Genomic DNA, 20,980 nt, shown 5'->3' on the forward strand with positions numbered 1-20,980 from the left:
CCCCGGGCCCCGCTCCTCAATCGCCCGAGGGGCTGAATCTTCCCCGGCCGGGGCTGGAAGACCGCTACTCGGTGTCTGTCAGTACCTCGTCGGCGTCCATGATCCGGTAGGCGTAGCCCTGTTCCGCCAGGAAGCGCTGGCGGTGGGCCGCGAAGTCCTGGTCGATCGTGTCGCGGGCGACCACGGAGTAGAAGTGGGCCTGGTGGCCGTCGGCCTTCGGGCGCAGGACGCGGCCCAGCCGCTGGGCCTCCTCCTGGCGGGAGCCGAAGGTTCCCGAGACCTGGATGGCCACCGTGGCCTCCGGCAGGTCGATGGAGAAGTTCGCGACCTTGGACACGACGAGCACGCTGATCTCGCCCTCACGGAAGGCGTCGAACAGCTTCTCCCGTTGCGCGTTGCTGGTCTCGCCCTTGATCACGGGCGCGTTCAGATGCTCGCCCAGCTCGTCGAGCTGGTCGATGTACTGGCCGATCACCAGGATCTGCTGGCCCGCGAACCTGCGGACCAGCGCCTCGGTCACCTTCCGCTTGGTCGCGGTGGTGGCGCAGAAGCGGTACTTCTCCTCGTTCTCGGCGGTGGCGTACGCGAGCCGTTCGGAGTCGGTGAGGTTCACCCGCACCTCGACACAGTCGGCCGGCGCGATGTAGCCCTGCGCCTCGATCTCCTTCCAGGGCGCGTCGAACCGCTTGGGCCCGATCAGCGAGAAGACGTCCGACTCGCGCCCGTCCTCGCGTACCAGCGTGGCGGTCAGCCCCAGCCGGCGCCGGGCCTGGAGGTCGGCGGTGAACTTGAACACCGGGGCGGGCAGCAGGTGCACCTCGTCGTAGAGGATCAGCCCCCAGTCGCGGGAGTCGAACAGCTCCAGGTGCGGGTAGACGCCCTTCCGCCGGGTCGTCAGCACCTGGTAGGTGGCGATGGTGACCGGACGGATCTCCTTGCGGGTGCCGCTGTACTCGCCGATCTCGTCCTCGGTCAGCGAGGTCCGCTTCACCAGCTCGTGCTTCCACTGCCGGGCGGAGACCGTGTTGGTGACGAGGATGAGCGTGGTCGCCTTGGCCTCCGCCATCGCACCGGCCCCGACGAGCGTCTTGCCCGCGCCGCAGGGCAGCACGACCACACCGGAGCCGCCGTGCCAGAAGTTCTCCACGGCCTGGCGCTGGTAGGGCCGCAGCGCCCAGCCGGTCTCGTCGAGCTCGATGGCGTGCGCCTCGCCGTCCACGTACCCGGCGAGGTCCTCGGCCGGCCAGCCCAGCTTCAGCAGGGTCTGCTTGATCTGACCGCGCTCGGAGGGGTGCACGGCCACGGTGTCCGGGTCGATCCGGTTGCCCACGAGCGGTGCGATCCGCTTGGAGCGCAGCACCTCCTCGAGGACGGGCCGGTCGGTGGTGGTCAGGACGAGCCCGTGGGCCGGGTGCTTGCTCAGCGTGAGGCGTCCGTAGCGGTCCATCGTCTCGGCGATGTCCACGAGCAGCGCGTGCGGGACCGGATAGCGGCTGAACTCCACCAGCGCGTCCACGACCTGCTCGGCGTCGTGCCCGGCGGCCCGCGCGTTCCACAGGCCGAGCGGGGTCACCCGGTAGGTGTGGATGTGCTCGGGCGCCCGCTCCAGCTCGGCGAAGGGGGCGATGGCCCGACGGCAGGCGTCGGCCAGATCGTGATCGACTTCCAGCAGCAGCGTTTTGTCGGACTGGACGATGAGGGGTCCGTTCACACCCGTCCCTTTCTGCGTGGCGGCACCCGGCGCGGATGCTCGGCCAAACGTCCAGTGTGCCCTACCGGTGGGCGGTCACGGCTGGTCGTCGGCGAGCTCCGCGACCCCCGTGACCCGGTGCAGCGGATACGTGCGGACCTCGTCCGCCGTGTGGTCGTACGCCGTCACGAAGCCGCCCTCGACCCGGATGGGGGCGATGACGCGCTGGCTGGCGGCGCCCTCGGCGTTCACGTAGCCGATCCACACCGCCTCGCCCGTCATGACGGCGGCCTGCATGGTCGCGAGGGTCTCGGCGGAGCTGGTGCGGGGCAGGGCGCCGTCACCGGGACGCCCGGCGGCCGGGTCCTCCTTGCGCGGGGCCGTGGAGGCGAGGTCCCCGGCGCGGATCGCGCGGATCGCGGCGCCGAGGAGCGTGGCGTCGGGGACCGGCGGGCCGTCCGGGACGGGCTCGGGCGCCGTGCGCGGCGGGGTGCGGTGGGCGTGCGCCCGGCTGATCAGCACATCGCCCTCCGCCGACTCGGCGGCCGGCGCGAAGCCCATCGTGCGCAGACCGGCGAGGAGCGTCGTCGGGTCGGTCTGCGCGACCAGCACCGTCGGCGCGATCCGCCGCGCCCCGAACTCCTGGGAGCGCTTGTCCGCGAGGATCTCGTTGAGCACCGCCTCGTCGTCGCAGCGGACGTACGCCGAGGCGGCCCCGATCCGCAGATGACCGTGCCGGCGGGCCATGTCGTCGATCAGGTAGGCGAGGGGCTGCGGGACCGGCGTACGGGAGTGGGCGGCGAGGAAGGCGTGCAGGTCGGACGCGGAGCGGCCCGCGTCGAGCGCCCGGCGCACCGAGGCCGGGGTGAAGCGGTAGACCGTGGCCCCGCCCTTGGACTCGACGTCCGCGAGCACCCCGAGCGTGTCCGCCAGCGGACGCTCCAGCGGGCCGGGCGCGACCGCCGTCAGGTCCGCCTGGAGCAGGACGTGGTCGAGCGGCTCGGGCAGCAGCGGCGCGAGGAGCGCGGCGGCCCGGGTCGCCGCCGCGGCCCGCTCGGCGGGGGAGGGCGTCACGGCGGCCGTCACGGCGGAGGCCGCGGGGAGGTGCCGCCTGTGCGCGGGAAGCTTGGCGCCCGGACCGTCCGGCTCCGCCGCCCGCGCGCCCGCGGAGGAGGGCAGGCCCAGCAGCGCCCGCCCCTGGGCGGACAGCGCGCCGCGGCCGGTCACCCCGAGCAGCTCCGCCTCGGAGAGCGTCCAGCGGGCCAGCCGGGCCCGCAGGTCCTCCGGTGAGGGCCGGGTGCCGCGCGAGGGCCGCTCCCAGTACAGCCGGGCCAGGAGCGAGTCCGGGTCGGGGGAGGCGCCCTCGGGAAGTTCGGCGAGCAGGGCGAGGACGCGGTGACGGACCTCGGGTGCCGCGGAGCGGTCGAGGTTCGGGCCGAGCGCCGAGAGCGTACGGTCCTTCGCGTCCCGCCCGCCGACGAGACCGGACGTGCGGGTCGCCGCGAGCCAGGCGGTGGCGAGCCGCGCCCAGCGCTCCGCCGCGGGCAGCTCCAGCCACGCGTCGTACACGGGCGTCGCCGCGTACCGTTCGTCCGCCTCGCCGTCCGAGGCCAGCAGGCCCGCCGCGTAGGCGAGTTCCACCCAGAACGCGGCGACCGGTTCGGGGACGTCGAGCGCCACCGCCGTCCGCTTCAGGTCCCGCACGCTCAGACCACCCGCGCGCAGCACGGCGGGGCCGCCCTCGTGCCAGTCCTTCAGCAGCTCCTCGACGGTCGCCAGCGTCGTGTACGCCTGGCCGGCCGCGGCGGCGTCCACAGCCTGTGGACGGTGGGCCGTCGCGGTCCCGACCGCGGGTGCCACCGGTTCGGTCACCCGGTGCGCGCGGCCCGCCCGCAGATGCAGGGCGACCTCCCGGGGCAGCACGACCGTGCCCGGCGCCGTCGGCAGCAGCAGCCCGCGTGCGATCAGCCAGCGCAAGTGCGCCGCGGGTTCGGCCGTCACCTGCCCGTACGGCGGACCCCACACCAGCCGGGACAGCACCTCCACCGCCTCGGCGGGTGCCTCGTCGAGCAGCGCCGACATCCGTCTCCGGTCGTCGAACAGGGCGCTCAGCGAGGCCACCGCCGACACGGAGTCGTGGGTGGACGCGAGCCCCGCCGCGGTCACGATCTCCTGGATGCGCCCCGGCGACATGCCCGCCGTGGCCTCGCCGACCGTCGGCCCGAGCCCCGTGGGGGACGGGTGCTGGGGGGAGGGGGCGAGCAGTTCACGTGCCGTGCGGACGAGCCGGAGCCGGTCGTCGGCCCCCCACAGGAGGGCCTGCTCGCGCAGCGTCCCGAGCGCGTGCGGGAAGGCCGCCGTGACCGCCGGGTCGGCGTCGTCGCCCGCCAGCAGCCCGAGCAGTTCGTCGTACGTCGCCGGTTCCCGCGCCACCGCCAGCGCCTCGGCCGTCTGGAGCGTGAAGCGGTCCAGGCGCTCCAGGGCGCGCACGACCGACGCCCGGGTGCCGGCCCGTGTGGCTAGCTGGGTGAGATCCGTGGGGACGGGGGTGATCAGGTCCGGCCGGGACCGCAGGAGGGCGGACAGCGAGGCGTCGTCCCGCGCGCGGAGTGCTTCCGCCAGGGACCGCGGGGCGGTCGTCTCGGGGCTCATCCTGTCAACGGTAGCGGGTGGCACGCCCGCCGGACCCGGCCCCCGGCCGCCGGACCGCCGGGCAACCACGCGATCCAGGACCTGTCCTCCCATTCCCGCCCACCCCGACACCCCGCCGGCCTCCCGGCGGCGGGCTCTTGGCGTCCGGCGCGCCTCCCGGCGGCGGGCTCCGGCGTCCGGCCCCGTCCCGCCTTCCCCCTCCCGGCTCCGACTCCCGCATCCCCCGGCGACACGGGGTGTCTCGCACGGCAGGCCGAGCCCCGGACCGGACGCTCCCGCGCCGGGGAGAACCGGTACCGTCTCCCCACGGGGTATCCAACGCACGCGCCCCGGAGGGGACTTCGTGGGGATCGAGAGCGACCAGCTTGTCTTCGACTACCTGAGCCGGGTCGGCGACCTGGCCCAGCAGCGCCAGTTGCCGTCGGCCACCCGCATGCGCCTGGTCACGGAACTGCGCGAGGAGATCGGCCGCCGCCGGGCCGGAACCGGCGCCGACACCCCCGCCGCGGTCCGCCGCATCCTCGACCGCCTCGGCACCCCGGACGAGATCGTCGCGGCGGCCGGACGGGGCACGGGCGGCGGGCCGGACACCCCGACCCGGGCCGCCGTGCCCTCCCCGCGCGCCGCCGAACCCGAGGAGCGCCCCAAGGGGCTGCGCCGCGTCGTCCCCCGCCCCCGCCCGGCCCAGGAGCGGCCCGCCGAGAGCACCGGCGCCGACGTGCCGTCCCCGCCCCATCTGGCGAGCGCGGCCGAACTGGGCGACAGCGCCACCCGGCCCGACTGGTGGCGCTCCACCGACAGCCCCTTCGGACTCGGCGACAGCGTGCCCGGGTTCGTCGGCGGCGTGGAGATCCCCGAACTGCTCAAGCCGCCGCCCGAGGACAAGGACGGCGGTCCCGGCAAGGAGACGGGCCCGGCCGAGGAGACGGCGGCACCGGACCCCGAGGACGAGCCGGCCGCCGAGGCCGCCACCGCGCGCCGCCCGCTCCGGCGGCTGCTCCCGCGCCTCGGCGGCTACACCAACCCGCTGCTCCTGCTCGCCGCCGCCCTCCTCGTCGCCGGCGCGGTCCTCGGCAACTGGTTCGCGCTCGGCCTCGGCTGGCTCATCGCCTACGGCTCGCGCCGGCTGAGCCAGGCGGAGTCGAAGTGGGCCGTCCTCGTCCTGCCGGGACTGTCCGCCACGGCCGGCATCCTCTGGCTCTGGGGCCGTTCGGACGGACGGTGGGGCGACCCCGTCGCCGCGGGCCACATGAAGGAGGCGATGGCCGAGACCTGGCCCTTCGTCGTCCGCGGCGCGGCGATCGCCTCGGCCCTGTACCTGGTCTGGCGCTCCCAGCGCAGGCGCTGACGCCCGGCCGCCGCGAAAAGGCGTGGACCGTCCTCCGGGAGGTCTGGGCACAATGGCGCATATGACCTCACCTGCGCTGACCGTCGGCTTCGACCTCGACATGACCCTGATCGACTCCCGCCCCGGGATCCACGCCTGCTTCGAGGCGATGGCGGCACGGACGGGGACGTACATCGACTCCGACCTGGTGGTCACGCGGCTCGGGCCCCCGCTGGAGCAGGAACTCGCCCACTGGTTCCCGGCCGAGGACATAGCGGCGACGGCCGACCTCTACCGCGCGATGTACCCCGAGTACGCGATCACCGGCTCGCTCGCGATGCCCGGCGCCCGCGAGGCCGTCGCGGCGGTCCGGGCGGCGGGCGGCCGCGCGGTCGTCGTGACGGCGAAGTGGGAGCCCAACGCCAGGCTGCACCTGGACCACCTCGGCATCGACGCGGACGACGTCGTCGGCAGCCTGTGGGCCGAACAGAAGGCGGTCGCGCTGCGCGAGCACGGCGCGAGCGTGTACGTCGGCGACCACACCGGCGACGTACGCGGAGCGCGTACGGCCCAGGCGTACAGCGTGGCCGTGGCGACCGGGCCGTGCGACGCGGAGGAACTGCGCGCGGCGGGCGCGGACGTCGTCCTCGGCGATCTCACGGAGTTCCCGGCCTGGCTGGAGAACCACCGCTGAGGGCACGCCGGACCCGGCAACGGCCGGAGACGCCGCTGCCGTGGGGAAAGGCCGCCGTCAGGAACGGGCGGCCCGGGCGCGGCGGCGGCCCTCGGCGGCGGACTGGAGCACGCCCGCGGCGGCCAGCAGGAATCCGACACCCATGAGCATGCTCAAGCCGAACATGTAGAACGGAAAAGGCTTCGTGCCGAGCAACAGCGGGGCCACGGTGACCAGTGTGGCCAACGCTCCGATGAAGAACACGATGGCACCGGCACGGATCAGCCCGTCACCGGCTTCGGCGGAATTCGCTTGGGTTTTGTCACGCACCCCACCAGGGTAGTTCCCTGCGCGAAGGAACAATCCGACGACGTCTTGTCACGAGCCGACGGACCATTAGCCTTGGTACCGGCGGGTCGGCGGACCCGCTGTAGTGCTATCCAGAGGCGTTTAACGGGCAGTTGCCCCTGCAACCACCCGAGCCGTTCCCCGAGAAGTTTCCGACGAGTACGAGGACGAGGACAGACGTGCCCACCGGCAAAGTCAAGTGGTTCAACACCGAGAAGGGCTTCGGCTTTCTCTCCCGTGACGACGGCGGCGACGTCTTCGTCCATTCCTCGGTCCTGCCCGCCGGAGTAGACGCCCTCAAGCCCGGCCAGCGTGTCGAGTTCGGCGTCGTCGCCGGTCAGCGTGGCGATCAGGCCCTCTCGGTGACCCTTCTGGAACCGACCCCGTCGGTCGCGGCCGCCCAGCGTCGCAAACCGGACGAACTGGCGTCCATCGTCCAGGACCTGACGACCCTGCTCGAGAACATCACACCCACCCTCGAACAGGGCCGCTACCCGGAAAAGACCTCCGGAAAGAAGATCGCCGGCCTGCTGCGCGCGGTCGCCGACCAGCTCGACGTGTGATCCCCGGGCGAGGACCTGATCCCCGGGCGAGGACCGGGGATCAGGGAAACGCCAGCGCGTCCGGTCCGAGGGGCGGCACCAGCCCCTCGGCCGCCGCACGGGTGAGCAGTCCGCGGACGGCCGCGTATCCGGGCTCGCCCAGATCGGCCGTGAACTCGTTGACGTACAGGCCGATGTGCTGGTCCGCGACGCCCGGGTCCATCTCCTGGGCGTGCTCCAGGACGTAGGCGCGGGAGGCCTCGGGGTCGTCCCAGGCGGCGCGGACGGAGGCGCGGGCGGCCTCGGCGAGCTCCAGGAGCCGCTCGGCCCCCAGCGACCGCCTGGCGATGATCGCGCCCAGCGGGATCGGCAGCCCGGTGGTCCGCTCCCAGTGCTCGCCCATGTCGGCGAGCTTGTGCAGCCCGTAGTCCTGGTACGTGAAACGCGCCTCGTGGATGACGAGCCCCGCGTCGACCTTCCCGTCCCGCACGGCCGGCATGATCTCGTGGAACGGCATGACCACGATCTCGCCGACCCCGCCGGGAACGGTCTCCGCCGCCCACAGCCGGAACAGCAGGTACGCCGTCGACCGCTCGCTCGGCACGGCGACCGTACGGCCCGTGAGGTCGGTGCCGCCGCCCTCCTTCGTCAGGACCAGCGGACCGCAGCCGCGCCCGAGCGCGCCGCCGCACGGCAGCAGCGCGTAGTCGTCGAGGACGTACGGCAGCACGGCGTACGACACCTTCAGCACGTCGAACTCGCCGCGCTCGGCCATGCCGTTGGTGATGTCGATGTCCGCGAAGGTCACGTCCAGCGCGGGCGCGCCCGGGACGCGGCCGTGCGCCCAGGCGTCGAAGACGAACGTGTCGTTGGGGCAGGGCGAGTAGGCGATCCGCAGGGCTTCGGCGGATTCAGGCAGTGCGCTCATGTGGGTTCCAACTCTCCAGGAGGGGCCCCAGCTTCCCGAATGCCTCGGTGAGGGCCCCGAGGGCTTCGCCGACGCGCCACGCGGCGCGGTCCCGCGGCCCGACGGGATTGGACACCGCGCGGACCTCCAGCACCGGCACGCCGTGCGCGCCGGCCGCCTCGGCCACCCCGAAACCCTCCATCGCCTCGGCGAGGGCGCGCGGGTGCCGGGCGCGCAGTTCGGCGGCGCGTGCCGCGCTGCCGGTCACCGTCGACACGGTGAGGACCGTGCCGGCGCGGGCTCCGGTGACGGCCGCGACCTCTCGTACGAGTGATCTTGGAGGCCGGTGGCTGACGGTCCCGAAGCCGAGCTCGGTGACCGGGAGGAACCCCTCCGGCGTCTCGGCGCCCAGGTCCGCCGCGACGATGTCGTCGGCCACCACGAGCGAGCCCACGGGCGCGCCGGGCTGGAACCCGCCGGCGATCCCCGCGCAGACGACGAGGCCGTAGGGCGCCCCGTCGAGGGCGGCGGCGGTCAGTGCGGCGGAGACGGAGGCGGCGGCGAGGGCGGGGCCGACACCGGCGGCGAGCAGATCGAGCCCGCCGGCCCGGTGGAGCGTCGCCCCCGGAAGCCGTATCTCCCGCGCCGTGCCGGACGACGCCGCGGCCACCGCTTCCCGCTCCGCGGAGACGGCGGTGGCCACGAGCACCCTCGGCCCGGCGGCGGCGATCAGTTGTCCGTGTCCTTCTTGAACTTGAACGTCCACAGGCCCTTGACCGTCTTGTCGCCCTCCTTGATGGAGACGAGCGTCGAGGTGCCGGTGGCGCCGTACTGCTGGTTGAAGAAGACGCTGCCCGGAATGGTCATGTACGTCTTCGTGGAGTAGTCGGGCAGAAGCTGCTGCCCGTTCATGAGGATCGTCCAGCCGCTGTCCGCGATCTTCGGGTCCACGCCGAACCGCACGGTCTCGTCCGGGTCGACGGTGATGGACTTGACGTCCTTGGACCGCAGGCAGTCCGTCAGGTCCGCGGTCTTCACGGGGTCGCCGTCGTTGTAGCAGTCGGTCTCGGTGCTCACCGACTTGTCGCCGACCGTGACGGTGGCCAGCGGGGTCGGCTTGTCGCAGGCGGACAGGGCGAGGAGTCCGGCGGAAACGGCGCCGACAGTGGCGACGGCGCGGCGACGGCGCGCAGCGCCTTGTCCATTGGCGGCTCTGCCGCGGGGCAGGGAGGTCATGACCGAAGGCTATCGGGCACGCCCACCGGTGCCCCCACGTGGGGTGCGGCGTGCCGTGTGTGGCCCCCGCGCGGCTCAGGAGACCCGGTTGCGGGCCGATCCCCCGCGGCGGGCCACCAGGAGCAGTCCCCGCACGGTCGTCAGCCATCCCACGGCGACGATCCCGGCCGCCACGGAGAGGCCGAGCGGGCCGTTGAGGGGCATCGCGATACCGATGGCTCCGCCGAGCACCCAGGCCATCTGGAGCAGTGTCTCGGAGCGCGCGAACGCCGAATTCCGGACAAGTTCGGGGACGTCGCGCTGGATCAGCGCGTCCAGGGACAGCTTGGCGAGGGCCTGCGCGAAGCCGGCGACCGCCGCGAGGCACGCGATCATCAGGGTGCCGAAGAAGAGCGCCGCCGTGATCGCGGCGGCCACCACGACCGCCACCACCGTGACGATGATGATCTCCGGGGCGCGCTGCTTCAGCCAGGCGCCGACGGCCGTGCCGAGCGCGTTGCCCACGCCCGCCGAGACGACCACCAGGCCGAGCGAGACCGCCGCGCTCTTGCCGGTGAGCGGGTGCTCGCGCAGCAGGAAGGCGAGGAAGAAGATCAGGAAGCCGGACAGGCAGCGCAGCGAGGCGTTGGCGCCGAGCGCGTGGGTGACCGCCGTGCCCACCGTCCGCAGTCCCGGGCGCGGGGGTTTCTTCAGATGCGGACCGTGCAGATGTTCCGCGTCGGCGGCGAGCAGCGCCGTGTCCTCGCCCTTGGCGGAGTCGACCTTGGGCGGCAGCGAGAACGACAGGAAGGTGCCCAGGATGAAGATCGTGAAGGCGCCGTAGAGCGGATAGCGCGCGCCCGCCGACTGGAGCAGGACGGCGATGGGTCCGGCCACACCGGTGGCCAGGAGCCCGCCCAGAGTCACCCGGGAATTGGCCTTGACCAGGGAGAACGTGGGTGGCAGGAGCCGGGGTACGACGGCGCTGCGCACCACGCCGTACGCCTTGGAGGCGACGAGCACGCCGAGCGCGGCGGGATACAGCTCGAAGGTGCCGGTGACGACGGCGCTCGCCAGGATCAGCGCGAGCATCGCCCGGGCGAGCATCGAGCCCGCCATCGCGGCCCGCCGGCCGTGCGGCAGCCGGTCGAGCAGCGGGCCGATCACGGGGGCGAGGACGGCGAAGGGCGCCATGGTGATGCCCAGGTAGAGGGCGACCCTGCTGCGGGCCTCGTCGGTCGGCACGGAGAAGAACACCGTGGACGCCAGCGCCACCGTGATCATGACGTCGCCCGCGCCGTTCACCGCGTGCAGTTCGATCAGTTTCCCGAGGCCCGACTCGCCCGCCCCGTGCGCGTGCGTGGCCTTGCGGATGCCGCGGGCGGTCCGCGACACGGGGAAGTGCAGGGCACGCCCCACCGCACGGACGGATCCGGTCACCCGGCCCGATCCGCCACTCCGGTTGCTCCCCTTGGCGCCACCGACACCGGTTGCTCCCTGGGGTGACCTTGCGGACGCCACTCCGTCATAGTGCCCCGAGTTCGGGGTGCGTAGTGCGGTTACCGCGCGTATGGGGGCCGAGTGGGGCCCATCGGACTGGGCGAGACGGGTGGGTGAGGGGGCGATGTCCGGCGCGCGGGGCCGCGGAGCGGGGGACTCCGGGGGGCGCGCAGCGCCAAAGATCCCGGCGCGGAGGACCGAAGACGGCCGCCGGTGTGGGCCCAGGGGCCGGGAGAAGGTAGCGTGCGTAACGCGCCTGCGGCGATTGTTCTCGGCCGCGCGCCTCTCGGCCATCCCGCAGAATGGATGGCGTAGGTGCGCCCGAGTGCGATCGGGCGCGGACGTCGACGCGGCCCACCGGTCCGCTCCGTCCGCACCCCCGCCGAGGACTGGCGCACCCGTGAGACGGCGTAGGAGAGAAGCGATACCTGTGAGCGCAGCGACAACGCGAAGCCGCACCCCGGACCGTCTGTGCGCCGAGGCCGTCGACCTCGCCCGCGCGGCAGCCGAGGAGGCCGCCTACCCCGGCATCGTGGGCGAGCATCTCGGGATGGTCTCCGAGGGGGACCGCGTTGTCACGCACTACTTCGAGTGCAAGGAACCCGGGTACCGCGGCTGGCGCTGGGCGTCGACCGTGGCCCGCGCCTCCCGGGCGAAGATCGTCACCCTCGACGAGACCGTGCTGCTGCCCGGCACGGACGCGCTGCTGGCCCCGGAGTGGGTGCCGTGGAGCGAGCGGCTGCGCCCCGGTGACATGGGTCCCGGGGACCTGCTCCCCACGGACGCCGAGGATCTCCGGCTGGAGCCGGGCTGGTCCGGCGAGGACGAGCCCGCGCCGAACTCCGCGGTCTCCGAGGACATGGCCGAGCTGGTCGAGGCGGAGGACGCCGAGGTGACCGCGGGCACGCCCGCGCATCTGCCGATGGCTCCGCGCCGGGGCTCGATCGCCTCCGTCGCCGAGGAGCTGGGGCTCCGCCGGGCCCGGGTGCTCTCCCGGTACGGGCTGCATGTCGCGGCCGACCGCTGGGAGGACTCGTTCGGCGCCAAGACCGCCATGGCGCAGGCCGCGCCCGCCACGTGCGTGAGCTGTGGCTTCCTGAACCGGATCGGGGGCTCGCTCGGGCAGGCGTTCGGTGTCTGCGCGAACGAGTTCTCGCCCGCGGACGGGCGTGTGGTGTCTCTCGCGTACGGGTGCGGGGGGCACTCCGAGGCCGCCGTCATGCCGACGCCGCCGCGGCCGCCGCTTCCCGTGATCGACGAGACCCAGGTGGACCCCTTCCCGCTCCGCCCGTCCCCCGACTCGGGCTCGGTCCCGTCGACGACGGACGATTCCCAGGCAGAACTGGGCCACTCGTAAACGTCCCCGGGCCCGGGTGACCGGGCCCACCCCTTCCCTTCCCCGGCACCCGCACCGCCCCCCTGCCCGGCACCCGCACCACCCCCCTGCCCGGCACCCGCACCGCCCCCGGCACGGCGCCCGCACTGTCCCCGGCCCGGGTGCCGAGGCAGGCAAGCCCAAGCCTCTCCTCGCCCCCTCCGCCCCTACCCGTCCCGTACCTGGGGCTCCGCCCCAGACCCCGCTCCTCAAACGCCGGAGGGGCTGAAAATCTCGCCGGCCGGGGCTGAAAGCTGACTGGCCGGGGCTGAAGGTTTTGGCGGGCCAGGGTTGGAGGCTTTGCCGGGCGGGGTTGGAACCGTCTGGTCACGCGCCCGCAGTCGGGATCCGGCGTGAGGGGACGTGGCGGTACATCAATGGCCGTCGCCACCGACGGTCACTCCTCACCCGACGGCGACGGGCTGATGTACCGGCGCGGCCCCGACCCACCCACCGGTCGACACCGCGACGGGACCCCCGCACGGCGCGCGGTACCTTCAAGCCGCGCGCCGGTGCAGCATTCGCGGTCGCGTCAGGCGAGAGGGAGAGTGAACCCGTGAGTAAGTTCGTGCGGCCGGCTGCCGAGGGTGCGGACCCGTTCGGCACGGCCCGCCTGCGCCGCGGAGTACTGGACGCCTGGGCGGCCAGCCCGGCCAGGTTCCGCGAGGACGCCAACGCCGAGGAGGACCTCGTCCTCGGCGGCTACCGCGACCGCCTCGTCGTGGAACTCGCCCAGAACGCCGCCGACGCCTCCGCCCGCGCCGGCACCCCGGGCCGCCTGCGCCTCACGCTCCGCGACGGCGTCCTGGTGGCGGCCAACACCGGCGCCCCCCTCGACGCCGTCGGCGTCGAGTCCCTCGCCACCCTCAGAGCCTCCGCGAAGCGGGACGCGCACGACACGGCCGTCGGCCGCTTCGGCGTCGGCTTCGCCGCGGTCCTCGCCGTCACCGACGAGCCCGCCGTCGTCGGCCGCCACGGCGGCGTCCGCTGGGCCCTCGCCGAGGCCCGCGACCTCGCCGCCGGCACCGCCGCCGACAGCCCCGGCCTCGGCGACGAGATCCGCCGACGGGACGGCCACGTACCGCTGCTGAGGCTCCCGTTCGCGGCCGAGGGCACCGCCCCGGACCCGTACGACACCGCCGTGATCCTCCCGCTGCGCGACACCGCCGCCGAGGACCTCGCCGAACGCCTCCTGCGGAACATCGACGACGCCCTCCTCCTGGCCCTCCCCGGCCTGGAGGAAGTGGTCGTGGAGATCGGCGACACCGAGGTCCGCACCCTGCGCCGGACCGCCGCCGAGCACGGCGCCGTCATCGACGACACCCGCGACGGCAGCACCCGCTACCGCACGGTCGCGGCGCACGGCCACCTCGACCCCGCCCTGCTCGCCGACCGCCCGGTCGAGGAGCGCCTGCGCCCGCACTGGTCCGTGACCTGGGCCGTCCCCGTGGACACCGAGGGAGCCCCGGGCCGCCCGAGGACCAGCCCCGTCGTGCACGCGCCGACGCCCAGCGACGAAGCCCTCGGCGTGCCCGCGCTCCTCATCGCCTCCTTCCCGCTCGACACCACCCGCCGCCACGCCGCCCCCGGCCCGCTGACGGACTTCCTGGTGGAGCGCGCGGCGGACGCGTACGCCGAACTCCTCGCCGCCTGGCGGCCGGTGGACACCGGGATCATCGACCTGGTGCCCGGCCCGCTCGGCAAGGGCGAGCTCGACGGAGCGCTGCGCCAGGCGATCCTGGACCGGCTGCCGCGCACCGCGTTCCTGCCGCCCGCCGCCCCGCCGGCCCGGCTGCCGGCCGTCGACACCCCCGAGGACTGGCCCGGGAGCAGCCCCGCGGAGGCCCCCGCCGCCCTGCGGCCGCGCGACGCCGAGGTGGTGGAGGGCGCGGGCGCCGAGACCGTCCGGGTGCTCGCCGAGGTGCTGACCGGCCTGCTGCCCGCCGGGCTCGAACGGCGTGTGGAGCTGCGCTCGCTGGGCGTCGCCCGGGTCCCGCTCACCGAGGCCGTGGACCGGCTGGCCGGTCTGGAGAAGGACCCGGAGTGGTGGCACCGCCTGTACGACAGCCTCGCCGGGGTCGACCCGGACCGGCTGTCGGGGCTCCCGGTGCCGCTGGCCGACGGCCGCACGACGATCGGCCCCCGCCAGATCCTGCTGCCCACCCCCGAGGGCTCCCTGGTGGCCCCCGGCACGCTCGCCAGGCTCGGCCTCAAGGTCGCGCACCCCGACGCGGCCCACCCCCTCCTGGAGAAGCTGGGCGCCCTGCCGGCCTCGCCCCGCGCGGTGCTCACGACGCCGCAGGTGCGGGCCGCGGTGGCCGCCTCGCTCGACGACGAGGGCGGCGCGTGGGACGAGGACACCCTGGACGCGGAGGAGCTCGCGGACACCGTCCTCGCGCTGGTCCGTGACGCCGCGCTCGAACCCGGCGACGAGCCCTGGCTGGGCGCGCTCGCGCTGCCGGACGACGAGGGCGAACTCGTGCCCGCCGGTGAACTCGTGCTGCCCGGCAGCGCGTTCGCCGGGATCATGCGCGAGGACGAACTGGCCTCCGTCGACTCCGAGTTGGCAGAGCGCTGGGGAGAGCAGCCGCTCGCCGCCTGTGGCGTGCTCGCGGGCTTCGCCCTGGTGCGCGCCACCGACATCGTGCTCGACCCGGACGAACTGGAGCCGCGCGAGGGGGACTTCGCCGAGCCCGACGACGCGGGTCTGCTGGACGCGGTGGACGTGTGGTGCGAGGACGTCCTGGACCGGCTGCCCGACTCGCCGGTGCCGCCGGTCGCGACCGAGATCGTGGCCGTACGGGACCTGGACCTGGTGGACGACGACCGGTGGCCGCAGGCCCTGGCGCTGCTGGCCAAGCCGCCGCTGCGGGACGCGATCATCCAGCAGGTGCGCGTCCTGCTCCCGGACGGCACGCACGAGATCGTCCGGCCGTACACGGCGTGGTGGCTGCGCGGACATCCGGTGCTCGACGGGCGCCGTCCGGCCGGTCTGCGGGCGGCCGGCGGGGATCCGCTGCTGCGCGGTCTGTACGACGAGGCCGACGCGACCGGCTTCGACGACGAGCAGGTCCTGCGGGCGCTCGGTGTCCGTACCTCCGTGGCCGCCCTGCTCGACGAGCCGGGCGGTGCGGCCGAGCTGCTCGACCGGCTCGCGGACCCCGGCCGTCCGGTCTCGGGCTCCCAACTGCACGGCCTGTACAGCGCGTTGGCCGACCTCGACCCCGAGCAGGTGACGCTGCCGGACGAGCTGCGGGCGGTCGTGGACGGCGAGGTGCGGGTCGTGGACGCGGCCGACGCGGTGGTCGTGGACTCCCCGGACCTGCTGGCCTTCACCGACGGGGTGCCGCTGCTGCCGGTGCCTCCGGCGCGGGCCGCCGAGCTCGCCGAACTGTTTCAGGTGCGCAGGCTCAGCGAGTCCGTCACCGGCGAGGTGACCTCCGAGGGCACCGAGCACGACGTACCGGAGTCCGTACGGGTCCTGCTGGGCCCGGCGACCCCCGCCTCGTACGTCGAGCACGAGGAGCTCGTGGTGGACGGCACCGAACTCGACTGGCGCCGCACCCGGGACGGGATCCTGCACGCCTCCACCCTGGAGGGTGTGGCCGCCGGACTCGCCTGGGCGGCGGGCCAGTGGCCGCGCCGCTTCGAGGTGGCCGCCCTGCTGGAGGACCCGTCCCGAACAGAGGAACTGGCCCGGGACCGCTGGTTCGACTGAGGTCGGACCGCTCGGAGTCGGACCGGTCGGGCAGGTCGGGCAGGCCACGCGAGCCACGCGATCCACGCGAGCCGGACAGGTCCCACCCCATTCGGCCGGCGCATTTAGCCCGGCCCCCGGAATTCCGGGGGCCGGGCTTTTCTCTGTGTTTCGCCATCCCCGCGTAACGCGAACCTAAAAACTGCGCGTTCTCCACCCCACCCGCACAACCAGCCCCACCCCTCACTAATCTCACCTCTTGAGTCAACAGACTCACCGATCACTTGGGTCCCGCGCAGACGACGAGCCGTGAGGAACGACCATCGCCGGGACCCCCTTTCTCCACTTGGGGAACCCCATGCGCATACGAGCCACCGTGGCCGCCGTGACCGGCGCCCTGGCCCTTTCCGCTCTCGCCGTGCCGGCCGCGCAGGCCGCAGGCAACCCGCTGTCCGGCGTCACCTTCTCCAACGTCGTGATCAACAGCGGCAAGAACATCGTGGTCGGCGCCTCCGCGATGGTCACGGTCAGCGCGAGCTACACCGTGACGCACCCCGCGAGCCTCAGCGCGAGCGCCTTCATGAGCGGTCCGCTCATCTACCGCGGTACCGCGATCTCGGACGAGAACGCGGTCATCCTCGGCGGCGACGAGCCCGGCACCTGCACCGCCTCCTCCTCCACCGTGCTCAAGTGCACGGCCAAGATCCAGTTCCGTCCGGACGCCACCGGCGACCACGACGACCTGGCCAACTCCCACGCCGGTGCCTGGAAGGTCGGCGCCGTCGCCGTCGACAACAGCGATCACTTCAAGTGGCAGAGCGACCTGGGCGCCCAGAAGGTCCAGCGTCTGTCCAAGCTGACGGTCGACGCCGCGCCGGAGCCGGTCAAGAAGGGCAAGACCGTCACGGTCACCGGCGCCCTGACCCGCGCGAACTGGGACAGCCACACGTACCAGGGCTACACGGGCCAGTCGGTGAAGCTGCAGTTCCGCAAGGCGGGCAGCAGCACGTACACCACGCTGAAGACGGTCACGACGGACAGCCACGGCAACCTGAAGACGACCACCACGGCCACCGCCGACGGGTACTTCCGCTACAGCTTCGCGGGCACCACGACCACCCCGGCCGTCAGCGCCGCGGGTGACTACGTCGACGTGCAGTAAAACCTGAAGCAACAGAAATCCCCGGCCCCAGGGCCGGGGATTTCCCTTTTTCCCGATCTCGGCCCGATCTCCGCCCGTTCTCGGCCCCGATCTCCATAGGGGCCGCGCAAGGATTTCGTTTCCCGCGCAACGGTTCGAGCACTCCGGCGATCCTTCTCGAAGTCATAAGACTCCGCCATCCCTCGGGCCGTCGCCGGCGACGACTTCCCGTCCGGTCAACGCCGACGTGCGTCAGGCCGTGTCCACGAACGCGCGCGTGCCCGGCTCGGACTGACAACCGACGCGGCCCGGATCCCCGCCCCCGGACGGGGATCCGGGCCGTTCTCGAAGGCCTGCACGAAAAGTTCACCTGGCGTACAACCTTTTGGGCGCCTCGGCGATCATGTCTTCCGAGTCAACAGACTCCAAGATCATTTGGGCCCCGGGCGACCACGAGCCGTCAGGACCGACCGCCGTCGGGGCCCCTTTCTCCACGTGGGGATCGCATGCGCATACGTGCCACCGTGGCCGCCGTCTCCGGCGCCCTGGCTCTCTCCGCCCTCGCCGTGCCCGCCGCCCAGGCGACGGGTGGCCACTCGTACAGCCACGACGACGTCCAGAAAGCCGCGCAGGCCGCGCGCGCGGCCACCGACGGCAAGTCGGCCTACACCGGCTCCACGGGCGAGGACGGCGAGCCGTACCCGCTGGACGTGACCTTCTCCTCCGTGAAGGTCAACAGCGGCAAGCCGATCGTTGTGGGCACCACCAACAAGGTCACGGTCCCCGTCACCTTCACCGTGACGCACGCCGCCGACGTCGACATCCACGCCGCCGACACCTACCTGGACGTCGAGCTCTACCGCGGCTCCTACGAAACCCAGGACAACTGGCTGGTCGGCCCGGACTGGCCGGTCTGCACCGACGTCTCCGCCACGAAGGCGAACTGCAAGAGCACCATCGAGGTCGACCCGACCTGGGACCTGGTGGGCAACGTGGACGCCACCACCTGGAAGGCCGACGGCTACATCCTGGACTTCAACGACCAGGACCCGCTGGGTGAGGACATCGACTGGAGCCAGGTCGGCTTCGCCGGTGCCGGCGACCTCGCCACCACCAAGCTCCAGCGCTACTCCAAGCTGACGGTCAACGCCGCGCCGGAGCCGGTGAAGAAGGGCAAGACCGTCACGGTCACGGGCAAGCTGTCCCGCGCCAACTGGGACGACTTCGCCTACCACGGCTACACCGTCCAGCCGGTGCAGCTGCAGTTCCGCAAGAAGACCAGCAGCACCTACACCACGCTCAAGACGATCAAGTCGGACAGCACCGGCAACCTGAAGACGACCACGACGGCCACCGTCGACGGTTACTACCGCTACAGCTTCGCGGGCACCTCGACCACCCCGGCGGTCAACGCCACGGGTGACTACGTCGACGTGCAGTAGTCGATGACGTAATCCCTACGCGGGGACGCGGCGGTCGACCCACCTCCAGAGGAACTCCAGGACGGCCGCCGCCGTCACCGATATCAGCACCGCGATCCACGGCATCGTCGTGCCGACCAGCTTCAGCGCGAAGAAGTGCTGGAGCCCCGGCACCACGAGCACGAGCAGGAACGCCCCGCCCATCGAGGCGACGAGGCAGATCCGCCACCAGGTGTACGGCCGGGCGATGATCGCGAGCACCCACATCGAGACCAGGAACAGCGTCAGCGTCGCGGCGCTCGTCTCCGCCTCCAGCGAGCCCTCTCCCGTGTAGTAGTGGCGCGCGATCAGGTACATCGCGAAGGTCGCGGTGCCCGCGACCACACCGCCCGGGATCGAGTACCGCATCACCCGCCGCACGAAGTGGGGCTGGGCGCGCTCCTTGTTGGGGGCGAGGGCCAGGAAGAAGGCCGGGACCCCGATCGTGAGGGTCGACAGCAGCGTCAGATGACGCGGCAGGAACGGGTACTCCACCTGCCAGCACACCACCAGTACGGCCAGCAGCACCGAGTAGACCGTCTTGACCAGGAACAGCGTCGCGACCCGGGTGATGTTGCCGATGACCCGGCGGCCCTCCCCGACCACCGAGGGCAGGGTCGAGAAGCTGTTGTTCAGCAGCACGATCTGGGCCACCGCGCGGGTCGCCTCGGACCCGGAGCCCATGCTCACCCCGATGTCGGCGTCCTTCAGCGCCAGGACGTCGTTCACGCCGTCACCGGTCATCGCCACCGTGTGCCCGCCGGCCTGAAGGGCGCCCACCATGTCCCGCTTCTGCTGCGGGGTGACCCGCCCGAAGACCGTGCCCTTCTCCAGGGACTTGGCCATCTCCTCGCGCTCGTCCGGCAGCCGGCGCGCGTCCACGACCTCACCGGTGAGCCCCAGCTTTCCGGCGACCGCTCCCACCGACACCGCGTTGTCGCCCGAGATGACCTTGGCCTTGACGTCCTGCTCGGCGAAGTAGCGCAGGGTGTCGGCCGCGTCCGGGCGCAGCCGCTGCTCCAGCACGATCAGCGCGGCGGGCCGTGCGGCCTCCGCCACGGCGGGGTCGTCCAGGTCCTTGGTGGTCCGCGCCAGCAGCAGCACCCGCAGGCCCTCCTCGTTGAGCCGCTCGGTCTCGGCGAGAGCGGCGTCCCCGGGCTGCAGCAGTACGTCGGGGGCGCCGAGCAGCCAGGCGCTCGACTCGCCGTTGCCCTCGCTGAAGCCGGCGCCGCTGTACTTGCGGGCGGAGGAGAAGGGCAGGGACTGGGTGCAGCGCCACTCCTCGCTGTCCGGGTAGGCGGCGATGATCGCCTGGAGGGAGGCGTTCGGCCGCGGATCGGACTCGCCGAGCGCGCCGAGGACCTTGCGCAGATACGACTCGTCGGCGCCCTGGAGCGGGCGCAGCTCGGTGACGTCCATGCCGCCCTCGGTGAGGGTGCCCGTCTTGTCGAGGCAGACGGTGTCGATGCGGGCGAGGCCCTCGATGGCGGGAAGTTCCTGGACGAGGCACTGTTTTCGGCCGAGGCGGATGACGCCGATGGCGAAGGCGACGGAGGTGAGCAGCACCAGGCCCTCCGGGACCATCGGCACGATCCCGCCGACGGTCCGCGCGACGGAGTCCTTGAAGCCGTGCTGCTTGACGACGAGCTGGCTGATGATCAGGCCGATGGCCGTCGGGATCATCATCCACGTCACGTACTTGAGGATCGTGGAGATACCGCTGCGCAGCTCGGAGTGGACGAGCGTGAACCGCGAGGCCTCCTCCGCGAGCTGTGCCGCGTACGCCTCCCGGCCCACCTTCGTCGCGGTGAAGGCGCCGCTGCCGGCCACGACGAAGCTGCCGGACATCACCGCGTCGCCGGCGTGCTTGACCACGGGGTCGGCCTCACCGGTGAGCAGGGACTCGTCGATCTCCAGCCCGTCGGCCTCCGCGCAGGTGCCGTCGACCGCGACCTTGTCGCCCGGCCCGATCTCGATGAGGTCCCCGAGCACGATCTCCGAGGAGCGCACCTCGGCGGCGACCCCGTCCCTGCGGACGGTGGGTTTCACCTCGCCGATCACCGCGAGCGAGTCCAGCGTCTTCTTGGCGCGCCACTCCTGGATGATGCCGATCCCGGTGTTGGCGATGATCACGTAGCCGAACAGGCTGTCCTGGAACGGTGCCACGCACAGCATGACCAGCCAGAGCACGCCGATGATCGCGTTGAAGCGGGTGAACACGTTCGCCCGGACGATCTCGCCCACGGAGCGGCTGCTGCGCACCGGGACGTCGTTCACCTCGCCGCGCGCGACCCGTTCGGCCACCTCGGCGGCCGACAGACCCTCGGCCCGCCGGGAGGCGGGTAGGGGAACGGGGTGAACGGGATCCAGTCCGGCGCCCGCGTCGGTGTGGGTCATGCCTTCGACGGTACGTGCGGATATGCGGCTTCACCCGCCGAGTGCGCCAAAGTTCC

Annotated in this window: 15 protein-coding genes; 7 read left to right on the forward strand and 8 right to left on the reverse strand. The window is 73.0% G+C overall.

Translation table 11 applies throughout. From position 1 onward, the window contains the following. Window positions 1-64 precede the first annotated feature (64 nt). Window positions 65-1,711, reverse strand: a complete 1,647-nt coding sequence (locus tag ACFRIC_RS31225) for a DNA repair helicase XPB (RefSeq protein WP_382792677.1) — start codon at window positions 1,709-1,711, stop codon at window positions 65-67. Window positions 1,712-1,786: 75 nt separating this feature from the next. Then, entirely contained in the window at window positions 1,787-4,342 is a 2,556-nt protein-coding gene (locus ACFRIC_RS31230; protein ID WP_382792680.1) for a helicase-associated domain-containing protein, read from the reverse strand. Between the two features lie 343 nt (window positions 4,343-4,685). Between ACFRIC_RS31230 and ACFRIC_RS31235 the strand changes: the two genes are divergently transcribed. Together ACFRIC_RS31235 and ACFRIC_RS31240 are read left to right on the forward strand one after the other, a co-directional pair. Then, window positions 4,686-5,690 (forward strand): hypothetical protein, encoded by a 1,005-nt coding sequence (locus ACFRIC_RS31235; RefSeq protein WP_382792683.1) that lies wholly within the window; start codon window positions 4,686-4,688, stop codon window positions 5,688-5,690. 52 nt (window positions 5,691-5,742) lie between these two features. After that, on the forward strand, window positions 5,743-6,363 hold the full coding sequence (locus tag ACFRIC_RS31240) for an HAD family hydrolase (RefSeq protein WP_382792685.1): 621 nt from the start codon (window positions 5,743-5,745) through the stop codon (window positions 6,361-6,363). A gap of 57 nt (window positions 6,364-6,420) precedes the next feature. Here the strand turns inward: ACFRIC_RS31240 and ACFRIC_RS31245 are convergent, their stop codons facing one another. Further along, a complete protein-coding gene (locus ACFRIC_RS31245; RefSeq protein WP_382792688.1) occupies window positions 6,421-6,672 on the reverse strand; it encodes a hypothetical protein in 252 nt (83 codons plus the stop codon). Window positions 6,673-6,869: 197 nt separating this feature from the next. Between ACFRIC_RS31245 and ACFRIC_RS31250 the strand changes: the two genes are divergently transcribed. Next, window positions 6,870-7,253, forward strand: coding sequence for a cold-shock protein (locus tag ACFRIC_RS31250; RefSeq protein WP_382792691.1), 384 nt, complete (start codon window positions 6,870-6,872; stop codon window positions 7,251-7,253). A 40-nt stretch (window positions 7,254-7,293) separates the two neighbouring features. Here the strand turns inward: ACFRIC_RS31250 and ACFRIC_RS31255 are convergent, their stop codons facing one another. From ACFRIC_RS31255 to ACFRIC_RS31270, 4 genes are all read right to left on the reverse strand, one after another. After that, window positions 7,294-8,160 carry a 1,4-dihydroxy-6-naphthoate synthase gene (locus ACFRIC_RS31255; protein WP_382792694.1) on the reverse strand — a complete coding sequence of 289 codons (867 nt, stop codon included), beginning with the start codon at window positions 8,158-8,160 and terminating at the stop codon, window positions 7,294-7,296. Next, the gene (locus ACFRIC_RS31260; protein WP_382792890.1) at window positions 8,144-8,842 is read right to left on the reverse strand and encodes a futalosine hydrolase; all 699 of its coding nucleotides are present in this window, start codon (window positions 8,840-8,842) and stop codon (window positions 8,144-8,146) included. Before ACFRIC_RS31260 ends, ACFRIC_RS31255 begins: the two co-directional genes overlap by 17 nt. Window positions 8,843-8,868: 26 nt before the next feature. Further along, the gene (locus ACFRIC_RS31265) at window positions 8,869-9,375 is read right to left on the reverse strand and encodes a DUF2771 domain-containing protein (RefSeq protein WP_382792697.1); all 507 of its coding nucleotides are present in this window, start codon (window positions 9,373-9,375) and stop codon (window positions 8,869-8,871) included. Window positions 9,376-9,450: 75 nt separating this feature from the next. Continuing rightward, on the reverse strand, window positions 9,451-10,875 hold the full coding sequence (locus ACFRIC_RS31270; protein ID WP_382792700.1) for an MFS transporter: 1,425 nt from the start codon (window positions 10,873-10,875) through the stop codon (window positions 9,451-9,453). Window positions 10,876-11,284: 409 nt separating this feature from the next. On the opposite strand from ACFRIC_RS31270, the gene ACFRIC_RS31275 reads away from it, so the two are divergent. The 4 genes from ACFRIC_RS31275 (at window position 11,285) to ACFRIC_RS31290 (ending at window position 18,509) form a co-directional block, all read left to right on the forward strand. Beyond that, on the forward strand, window positions 11,285-12,211 hold the full coding sequence (locus ACFRIC_RS31275; protein WP_382792704.1) for a DUF3027 domain-containing protein: 927 nt from the start codon (window positions 11,285-11,287) through the stop codon (window positions 12,209-12,211). 574 nt (window positions 12,212-12,785) lie between these two features. Next, window positions 12,786-15,947, forward strand: coding sequence for a sacsin N-terminal ATP-binding-like domain-containing protein (locus ACFRIC_RS31280; protein WP_382792706.1), 3,162 nt, complete (start codon window positions 12,786-12,788; stop codon window positions 15,945-15,947). A 337-nt stretch (window positions 15,948-16,284) separates the two neighbouring features. Then, on the forward strand, window positions 16,285-17,088 hold the full coding sequence (locus ACFRIC_RS31285) for a hypothetical protein (protein ID WP_382792709.1): 804 nt from the start codon (window positions 16,285-16,287) through the stop codon (window positions 17,086-17,088). Window positions 17,089-17,573: 485 nt separating this feature from the next. Further along, window positions 17,574-18,509, forward strand: a complete 936-nt coding sequence (locus tag ACFRIC_RS31290; protein WP_382792711.1) for a hypothetical protein — start codon at window positions 17,574-17,576, stop codon at window positions 18,507-18,509. A gap of 15 nt (window positions 18,510-18,524) precedes the next feature. Here the strand turns inward: ACFRIC_RS31290 and ACFRIC_RS31295 are convergent, their stop codons facing one another. Next, window positions 18,525-20,924 (reverse strand): cation-translocating P-type ATPase, encoded by a 2,400-nt coding sequence (locus ACFRIC_RS31295; RefSeq protein ID WP_382792714.1) that lies wholly within the window; start codon window positions 20,922-20,924, stop codon window positions 18,525-18,527. Window positions 20,925-20,980: the final 56 nt, after the last annotated feature.

The sequence above is a fragment of the Streptomyces sp. NPDC056738 genome (assembly GCF_042790435.1).
Taxonomy (GTDB): Bacteria; Actinomycetota; Actinomycetes; order Streptomycetales; family Streptomycetaceae; genus Streptomyces.

Coding starts and splice junctions, on each gene's coding strand:
- ACFRIC_RS31230 (WP_382792680.1), bottom strand. CDS start 4,342: ATGAGCCCCGAGACGACCGCCCCGCGGTCCCTGGCGGAAGCACTCCGC.
- ACFRIC_RS31240 (WP_382792685.1), top strand. CDS start 5,743: ATGGCGCATATGACCTCACCTGCGCTGACCGTCGGCTTCGACCTCGAC.
- ACFRIC_RS31255 (WP_382792694.1), bottom strand. CDS start 8,160: ATGAGCGCACTGCCTGAATCCGCCGAAGCCCTGCGGATCGCCTACTCG.
- ACFRIC_RS31265 (WP_382792697.1), bottom strand. CDS start 9,375: ATGACCTCCCTGCCCCGCGGCAGAGCCGCCAATGGACAAGGCGCTGCG.
- ACFRIC_RS31285 (WP_382792709.1), top strand. CDS start 16,285: ATGCGCATACGAGCCACCGTGGCCGCCGTGACCGGCGCCCTGGCCCTT.
- ACFRIC_RS31290 (WP_382792711.1), top strand. CDS start 17,574: ATGCGCATACGTGCCACCGTGGCCGCCGTCTCCGGCGCCCTGGCTCTC.
- ACFRIC_RS31295 (WP_382792714.1), bottom strand. CDS start 20,924: ATGACCCACACCGACGCGGGCGCCGGACTGGATCCCGTTCACCCCGTT.